8 protein-coding genes are annotated in these 7,678 nt (G+C 65.2%); 7 read left to right on the top strand and 1 reads right to left on the bottom strand.

Annotated features, from left to right (window positions below):
* Positions 1-116 precede the first annotated feature (116 nt).
* On the bottom strand, positions 117-1,115 hold the full coding sequence (gene hemB / locus VGG47_RS12565; protein WP_331539059.1) for a porphobilinogen synthase: 999 nt from the start codon (positions 1,113-1,115) through the stop codon (positions 117-119).
* 379 nt (positions 1,116-1,494) lie between these two features.
* On the opposite strand from hemB, the gene VGG47_RS12560 reads away from it, so the two are divergent.
* The 7 genes from VGG47_RS12560 to ribB form a co-directional block, all read left to right on the top strand.
* The gene (locus VGG47_RS12560) at positions 1,495-2,694 is read left to right on the top strand and encodes an NRAMP family divalent metal transporter (RefSeq protein WP_331539061.1); all 1,200 of its coding nucleotides are present in this window, start codon (positions 1,495-1,497) and stop codon (positions 2,692-2,694) included.
* A 194-nt stretch (positions 2,695-2,888) separates the two neighbouring features.
* Positions 2,889-3,344, top strand: coding sequence for a ribose 5-phosphate isomerase B (gene rpiB / locus VGG47_RS12555; protein ID WP_331539057.1), 456 nt, complete (start codon positions 2,889-2,891; stop codon positions 3,342-3,344).
* Positions 3,341-4,645 (top strand): serine hydroxymethyltransferase, encoded by a 1,305-nt coding sequence (gene glyA / locus VGG47_RS12550; RefSeq protein WP_331539055.1) that lies wholly within the window; start codon positions 3,341-3,343, stop codon positions 4,643-4,645. Before rpiB ends, glyA begins: the two co-directional genes overlap by 4 nt.
* Positions 4,646-4,757: 112 nt before the next feature.
* Positions 4,758-5,234, top strand: coding sequence for a transcriptional regulator NrdR (gene nrdR, locus VGG47_RS12545; RefSeq protein ID WP_331539052.1), 477 nt, complete (start codon positions 4,758-4,760; stop codon positions 5,232-5,234).
* 3 nt (positions 5,235-5,237) lie between these two features.
* Positions 5,238-6,332 (top strand): bifunctional diaminohydroxyphosphoribosylaminopyrimidine deaminase/5-amino-6-(5-phosphoribosylamino)uracil reductase RibD, encoded by a 1,095-nt coding sequence (gene ribD, locus VGG47_RS12540; protein ID WP_331539050.1) that lies wholly within the window; start codon positions 5,238-5,240, stop codon positions 6,330-6,332.
* Positions 6,333-6,947 carry a riboflavin synthase gene (locus VGG47_RS12535; protein ID WP_331539048.1) on the top strand — a complete coding sequence of 205 codons (615 nt, stop codon included), beginning with the start codon at positions 6,333-6,335 and terminating at the stop codon, positions 6,945-6,947.
* 68 nt (positions 6,948-7,015) lie between these two features.
* Positions 7,016-7,678: 3,4-dihydroxy-2-butanone-4-phosphate synthase (gene ribB / locus VGG47_RS12530; protein WP_331539046.1), on the top strand; the 663-nt coding region annotated here is incomplete at its 3' end.

The following is a 7,678-nucleotide window of genomic DNA, read 5'->3' as shown; positions in this document are numbered from 1 at the left end:
CGGCGCGAGGTGATGGGGGCCTTCGTCAACGGCCGGCTGACGATGGCGACGGCGATCGGCGCCGCCGCGATCGTGCTGTCGCTGAACTTCCTGCTGCTCGGCCAGATGGCCGGCGGCTAGCCGCGCTCGCGCAGCAGCTTCGCCGCCGCCGGGGCGAAATAGGTCAGGACGCCGGCGGCGCCCGCGCGCTTGAACGCCAGCAGGCATTCCAGCATGGCGCGGTCGTGGTCCAGCCAGCCGTTCTGTACCGCCGCCATCACCATCGCGTACTCGCCAGACACCTGGTAGGCGAAGGTCGGCACGCCGAACCGATCATGCACCCGCCGCACGATGTCCAGGTACGGCAGCCCGGGCTTGACCATCACCATGTCGGCGCCCTCGGCGAGGTCCAGTTCCACCTCGCGCAGCGCCTCGTCAGAGTTGGCGGGGTCCATCTGGTACGTCTTCTTGTCGCCCTTCAGCGCGCCGCCGGAGCCGATCGCATCGCGGAACGGGCCGTAGAAGGCGGAGGCGTATTTGGCCGCGTAGCTCATGATCCGTGTGTGGATGAAGCCGCTTTCGTCCAGCCCGGCGCGGATTGTGCCGATGCGCCCGTCCATCATGTCGGAGGGGGCGATGATGTCGATGCCTGCCGCCGCCTGATTAACCGCCTGGCGGACGAGGATTTTCACGCTGTCCTCGTTATGCACGTAGCCATCGCGCAGTACGCCGTCATGGCCGTGATCGGTATAGGGGTCGAGCGCCACGTCGCCGACCAGCGCGATCTGCGGATATTCCTTTTTCAGGATCCGCGCGGCGCGGCACATCAGGTTGTCCGGGTTCAGCGCCTCGGTGCCTTCGGCGTCCTTGTGTTCGCGCGGCGTGGCGGGGAACAGCGCGATGGCCGGGATGTTCAGCTTCGCTGCGTCCTCGGCATGGCGGGCCAGACCGTCCAGCGCGGTGCGGAACACGCCCGGCATGGAGGAAACCTCTTCCGCGGCGCCCGTGCCTTCGCGGATGAAGATCGGCCAGATCAGGTCGTCGACCGAAAGCTTGTGCTCGGCGACCAGGCGCCTGGTGGCGTCGTCATAGCGGTTGCGGCGCAGACGTGTGGTGGGGAAGGTGCGGTTGATCATGAGGTAACAGTCCGAGTGGTTGCAAAGAGGCGATGGCCGAATATCAGCCAGAACGGATGGCATGACCAGCGCCGGCACGACAGGAATGCAATGCAGACTCTATGGATTTTGTGGGTTTGCAATTTGACAGGACTAAAATGGTCCGGTTAAGTGTTGACGTCCAATTAAGAATAATTATCAATTGCAAACACAGTGTGAGTTCTAACGAAGTGCCCCGCTCTGCCGAATGATCGGTGAGGCTCGGGAAGTGACTGCCAGCCTATGCCGAAATCACCTGCGTCGAATTTAGCGGAGCGAAGCGCCCATGTCGTCGACCACAAACAGCCCCCAAACGGCTGAGCGCCCCACCCGGTCAAAATGGCTGAGACGTTTGCCGTTCGTGGCGGTGTTCGGGCCGGGCCTGGTGGTCATGCTCGCCGATACCGATGTCGGCTCGATCATCACCGCCGGGCAGAGCGGCGTGCAATGGGGCTACAAGCTGCTACTGGTGCAGGTGATCCTGATGCCGGTGCTCTATATCGTGCAGGAGCTCACGGTGCGGCTCGGCGTGTTCACCGGGCGCGGCCATGGCGAGCTGATCCGCGAGGCGTTCGGCCCACGCTGGGCCTGGCTCTCCGCCGCCGGGCTGGGGGTGGCGACGATCGGCGCGCTGCTGACGGAATTTTCCGGCGTCGCGGGCATCGGCGATCTGTACGGCGTCCCGCATGCGGTTTCGCTGCCCCTTGCGGTGGCGGCGCTGCTGGCGGTGGTGCTGACCGGCTCCTACCGGCGGGTGGAGCGCGCGGCCATCGTCATCGGCCTGTTCGAACTCGCTTTCTTCTTCGTCGCCTGGGCGGCGCGGCCGGATCTGGCCCAGATGGCGCATGAATCGGTGCGTATGCCGGTGCTGAACCCGACCTTCGAATATCTGGTCGCGGCGAATATCGGCGCGGTGATCATGCCGTGGATGATCTTCTATCAGCAATCGGCGATCGCCGACAAAAAACTCACCGTCGCGGATTTCAAGCTGGCGCGCTGGGATACGGCGATCGGCGCGGTGGTCACCCAGTTGGTGATGGCCGCGGTGCTGATCGCCGCCGCCGCCTCGATCCGCCCGCACGCGCCGCAGGCCAGCCTTTCCACCGTGGGGCAAATGAGTCAGGCGATGACGCCGTATCTGGGGCCGCAGATGGGCAAGCTGATCTTCGGCCTCGGCGTCCTGGGGGCCGGCATGGTCGCCGCCATCGTCGCCTCGCTGGCTTTGGCCTGGGGGCTGGGGGAGGTGGCGGGCTACAAGCGCTCGCTCGAGCACCATCCGCTGCAGGCGAAATGGTTCTATGCCGTGTACACGATCTGCGTGGTCGGCGGTGCGGCGATGGTCGGCTTCTACCCCAACCTGATCTCGCTGAACGTGGGCGTGCAGGTGATGAACGCGCTGCTGCTGCCGCTGGTGCTGGGCTTCCTGGTGCGGCTGGCGATCGTGACCCTGCCCGAGGCGCACCGCCTCAAGGGCAAATACAAGGCCGTGGTGATCGTCGTGTGCGCAGTCACCTGCGCCTTCGGCGTGCTCGGCGGGCTGGGCGGGTTAATCTGGTCGTAGAAAGCAGCCGCTTTTTGAAAAAAGCGGCGCAAAAACTTTTGGTTATGCTGGGTCATGGGCGTTGTCGGTGCCAACGCCCATGACCCAGATTAAAAAAGTTTTTTTGCTTCTTTTTGTTCACAAAAAGAAGTCTTCCTTTTGGCGCGCGACGGGAGCCGGTTTCCTTTGACGAACCCACCATGGTAGATGGCCCTATGACTCGTTCTTTGATCGTGGCCCTTGGGGCCGACCATGGAGGTGTTGCCCTCAAGAACCGGCTGGCCGCCGTGTTGATCGAGGGTGGGCATCAGGTTCAGGATTTTGGCACCGATGGCCCGGCCAGCGTCGATTACCCGGATTTCGCGCATGCGGTCTGCGAAACGGTGGCGCAAAAGCGTGCCGATTTCGGCATTCTCGTGTGTGGCACCGGCATCGGCATGAGCATCACCGCCAACCGCCACCCCGAGATCCGTTGCGGTCTGGTGCATGATGTCACCACCGCAAGGCTGACCCGCGCGCATAACGACGCGAATGTGCTGGCGCTCGGCGCGCGCATCGTCGGCGAAGAAGTGGCGCTGGATATTCTCGGCGCCTTCCTTTCCACCCCTTATGAGGGCGGGCGGCATGACCGCCGCCTCGCCAAACTGAACAAGACGGAACCGACTCTATGAACGAACAGACCACGCCGCCGGCGCTGCAGCGCTTCTTCAACGCCCCGCTGGCCGAGATCGACCCGGAAATCGCCGGCATCATCCAGCAGGAGCTGGTGCGCGAGCAGGATGGCATCGAGCTGATCGCCTCGGAAAACGTCGTCTCCGCCGCCGTCCTGGAGGCGCAGGGCTCGGTGCTGACCAACAAATACGCCGAGGGCTATCCCGGCAAGCGCTATTACGGCGGCTGCGGCCCCGCTGACCTCGCGGAGACGCTCGCCATCGAGCGCGCGAAAAAACTCTTCAATGCCGGCTTCGCCAATGTGCAGGCCAATTCGGGCAGCCAGGCCAATCAGTCGGTGTTTCTGGCGCTGCTGCAGCCGGGCGACACGGTGCTGGGGATGTCGCTGGCCGCCGGCGGCCACCTGACCCATGGCGCCGCGCCGAACATGTCCGGCAAATGGTTCGATGCCGTGCAATACGGCGTGCGCAAGGATGACGGGCTGCTCGATTACGAGGAACTGGAAGCCCTGGCGCGGAGCAAGATGCCGAAGCTGATCGTGGCCGGCGGCTCGGCCTATCCGCGTTTCATCGATTTTGCGCGCATCCGTGCGGTTGCGGACGAGGTGGGCGCGTATTTCATGGTCGACATGGCGCATTTCGCCGGCCTGGTCGCGGCGGGGATTTTCCCGTCGCCCATGCCGCACGCCCATGTCGTCACCACCACCACCCACAAGACCCTGCGCGGCCCGCGCGGCGGCATGGTGCTGACCAACCACGAGGACATCGCGAAAAAGATCAATTCCGCGATCTTCCCTGGCCTGCAGGGCGGGCCGCTGATGCACGTGATCGCCGGGAAAGCCGTCGCCTTCGGTGAGGCGCTGCGGCCGGACTTTACCGCCTATCAGAAGGCGGTGGTGGCGAATGCCAAGACCTTGGCGGACACGCTGATCGAGCAGGGGCTCGCCATCGTCACCGGTGGCACGGATTCCCATCTGCTGCTGGTCGATCTGCGGCCCAAGAACATCACCGGCAAGGCGGCGGAGGCGACCCTGGAGCGCGCCCATATCACCGCCAACAAGAACGCCATTCCCTTCGACCCGCAGAAGCCGGCGATCACCTCGGGCATCCGCTTGGGCAGCCCGGCGGCCACCACGCGCGGTTTCGGCCTCGCGGAGTTCCGCGAGATCGGGCTGATGATCGGCGAAGTGCTGGACGGATTGGCGAAGTCCAATGACGGCACCAACGAAGCGGCCGAACAGGCCGTAGGCGCGCGGGTAAAAACCCTGTGCGCGCGTTTCCCCGTCTACGCCAGAGCATGATTGCTTTACAGCAATCACGCTCTGGCCTTGTTTTCGCGAGCGATTCCACGGCTCAATCGAACCGCTGCGCGATTCGATTTCAAGCCATATCGCTCTAGGTAAGGGAGCGAAAATGCGCTGTCCGTTCTGCGGCGAGGCTGATAGTCAGGTCAAGGACAGCCGCCCCACCGAGGACGGCAGCGCGATCCGCCGCCGCCGCTTCTGCCCCGCCTGCCACCAGCGTTTCACCACGATCGAGCGCGTGCAGCTGCGCGAGCTGACCGTGGTGAAGGCGGATCAGCGCCGCGTCGCCTTCGACCGCGACAAGCTGGCCCGTTCGGTGCGCATCGCCCTGCGCAAGCGCCCGGTGGATGACGAGCAGATCGAGCGCATTGTCAGCGGCATCGTGCGCCAGCTCGAGGCCAGCGGCGAGACCGACGTGAAGAGCCACGACATTGGCGAGCTGGTGATGGAGACGCTGAAAACGGTCGATACCGTGGCTTATGTGCGCTTCGCCTCGGTTTATCGCGATTTCCGTGAAGGCAAGGATTTCGAGGCGTTTCTTGGGCATATGGGCGAATTGCCGAAGCCCGCCAAAACCGGTGAGTGAGGCATGAGCGACGAAGCCTATATGCGCGCCGCCCTGGCGCTGGCGCGGCGCGGGCTGGGTGAGACCGCGCCCAACCCGTCGGTCGGCTGCGTCATCGTCCAGCAGGGAAGAGTCGTCGGGCGTGGTCGCACCGCCACCGGCGGCCGGCCGCATGCGGAAGTGGCGGCGCTGGCGATGGCCCGCGGCCAGGCCCGCGGCGCGACCGCTTATGTCACGCTGGAGCCTTGCAATTTTACCGGAAAAACAGGGCCTTGCACCGAGGCGTTGATCGAGGCGGGGGTGGCGCGCGTGGTCGTCGGCGCGACCGATCCGCACCCCAAGGTCAACGGTGCCGGAATCTTACGCCTGCGCGCGGCGGGGGTTTCCGTCACCATGGGCGTGCTGGAACAGGAGTGCCGCGCCGTCATTTCCGGCTTCGTTATGACCGTTACCCAAGGACGGCCGCTGGTGCGGCTGAAACTCGCCTCGACGCTCGACGGCCGCATCGCAACCAGCACGCGCGAATCGCAATGGCTGACCGGCGAGTCGGCGCGCCGCGCGGCGCATGCGATGCGCGGGCGGCACGATGCCGTGCTGGTCGGCGTCGGCACCGTGCTGGCGGACGATCCTGAACTGACCTGCCGGATCGATGGATTCCGCAAGGCGCCTTTGGTCCGCATCGTCATCGACAGCCATCTGCGCACGCCGCTGATGAGCAAGCTGGTGCGTGGTGCTGCGGAACATCCCCTCTGGCTGCTGCACCGCGACGGCGCCGACCCGGCGCGCCGCAAGGCGCTGCAGGGGGCGGGCGTGAAAACCATGGAACTGCCGTCCTCCGCCGCCGGGGTCGATCTCGCGGCGGGCGCTAAAATGCTGGCGCAGGCCGGGCTGACGCGGATTCTCTGCGAGGGCGGCGGCGCGCTTGCGGCGGGGTTGCTGCGCGCCAATCTGGTGGACAGGCTCGCCTGGTTCCATGCGCCCGGGATCATCGGCGGCGATGGCTGGCCGGCGGCGCAGGGGTTTGGCCTCACCAAGCTGGCTGCCATGCCGCGCTTCATCCCCGTTTCGTGCGAGCGCTGGGGTGACGACTGGCTTACAACCTATCGAAAGGCGGCTTGAATGTTCACGGGACTGATCACCGGCGTCGGCACTGTTCGGGAGGTAAATCCGATCGGCAATGGCAGCGATGCGCGCTTCGTCATCGCCACGCCCGACAACGATGTTTGGGATGGTGCGGCGAAGAAGCTAGGCGCCTCGATTGCCTGCTCCGGCTGCTGCCTGACGGTGGTCGAAGCGGGGCCGGACTGGTTCGCGGTGGAAGTGTCGGCGGAGACGCTTTCGCTGACCACGCTCGGAAACTGGCAGAAGGGGACCAGGATCAATCTGGAGGGTTCGCTGCGCCTGGGCGACGAGCTCGGCGGACATCTCGTCTCCGGCCATGTCGACGGGTTGGCGCAAGTGATTTCCGCCACGCCGGAAAACGGTTCCACCCGCTGGGTATTCGAATTACCCGCCTCACTCGCCCCGTTCGTGGCGCCAAAAGGCAGTATCGCCGTCAACGGCGTGTCGCTGACCGTGAACGAGGTGGAGGGCCAGAAATTCGGGGTCAACATCATCCCGCACACGGCCCAGCATACCAATTTCTCAAGCCTCACGGTGGGGGATATGGTGCACATAGAAATCGACATGCTGGCGCGCTACGTGGCGCGCCTTGCGCAGTTTCAACAGGCGTAAAATGTTTACGTCTCACGTGATGCCGGGCGGCCCCATCGCCGCCCCGGTGGCTTGAAAGGAATCGCCAGATGGAAGGCCTGAAATCGACGCTGAAATCAGCGGGGCTGCACGACTACATCGCCTCTGCCCCGGAGATCATCGAGGAGGCGCGTGCCGGCCGACTGTTCATCCTGGTCGATGACGAAGATCGCGAGAACGAGGGCGACCTCGTCATCCCCGCGCAGTTCGCCACCCCGGATGCGATCAACTTCATGGCCAAGCACGCGCGCGGGCTGATCTGCCTGGCGATGACCAAGAACCGTTGCGAGCGGCTTGGCCTGCCGCTGATGAGCCAGGCCAACGGCTCGCGGCACGAGACCGCCTTCACCGTCTCGATCGAGGCGCGGGAAGGGGTGACCACCGGCATTTCCGCCGCCGACCGGGCGCATACCATCGCCGTGGCGATCAACTCGGAGCTGGGACGCGAGGACATCGTTTCGCCCGGCCATGTTTTCCCGCTGATGGCACGCGATGGCGGCACGCTGGTGCGCGCCGGCCATACCGAGGCGGCGGTGGACATTGCCCGCCTCGCCGGGCTGATCCCCGCCGGCGTGATCTGCGAGATCATGAACGATGACGGCACCATGGCCCGTCTGCCGGACCTGGTGGCCTTCGCGCAGCGGCACAATCTGAAGCTCGGCACCATCGCCGATCTGATCGGGCATCGCCGCCGCACCGAGCGGCTGGTCAAG

Source organism: Acidocella sp., from assembly GCF_036489515.1.
Taxonomy (GTDB): domain Bacteria; phylum Pseudomonadota; class Alphaproteobacteria; order Acetobacterales; family Acetobacteraceae; genus Acidocella.
The sequence above is the reverse complement of the archived record's forward strand: the minus strand, read 5'-3'. Positions and strand labels throughout refer to the sequence as shown.

What these genes read in the sequence shown, in the direction of transcription:
- rpiB (WP_331539057.1), top strand. Translation starts at nt 2,889, where the DNA reads ATGACTCGTTCTTTGATCGTGGCCCTTGGGGCCGACCATGGAGGTGTT.
- VGG47_RS12535 (WP_331539048.1), top strand. Translation starts at nt 6,333, where the DNA reads ATGTTCACGGGACTGATCACCGGCGTCGGCACTGTTCGGGAGGTAAAT.
- nrdR (WP_331539052.1), top strand. Translation starts at nt 4,758, where the DNA reads ATGCGCTGTCCGTTCTGCGGCGAGGCTGATAGTCAGGTCAAGGACAGC.
- ribD (WP_331539050.1), top strand. Translation starts at nt 5,238, where the DNA reads ATGAGCGACGAAGCCTATATGCGCGCCGCCCTGGCGCTGGCGCGGCGC.
- hemB (WP_331539059.1), bottom strand. Translation starts at nt 1,115, where the DNA reads ATGATCAACCGCACCTTCCCCACCACACGTCTGCGCCGCAACCGCTAT.
- glyA (WP_331539055.1), top strand. Translation starts at nt 3,341, where the DNA reads ATGAACGAACAGACCACGCCGCCGGCGCTGCAGCGCTTCTTCAACGCC.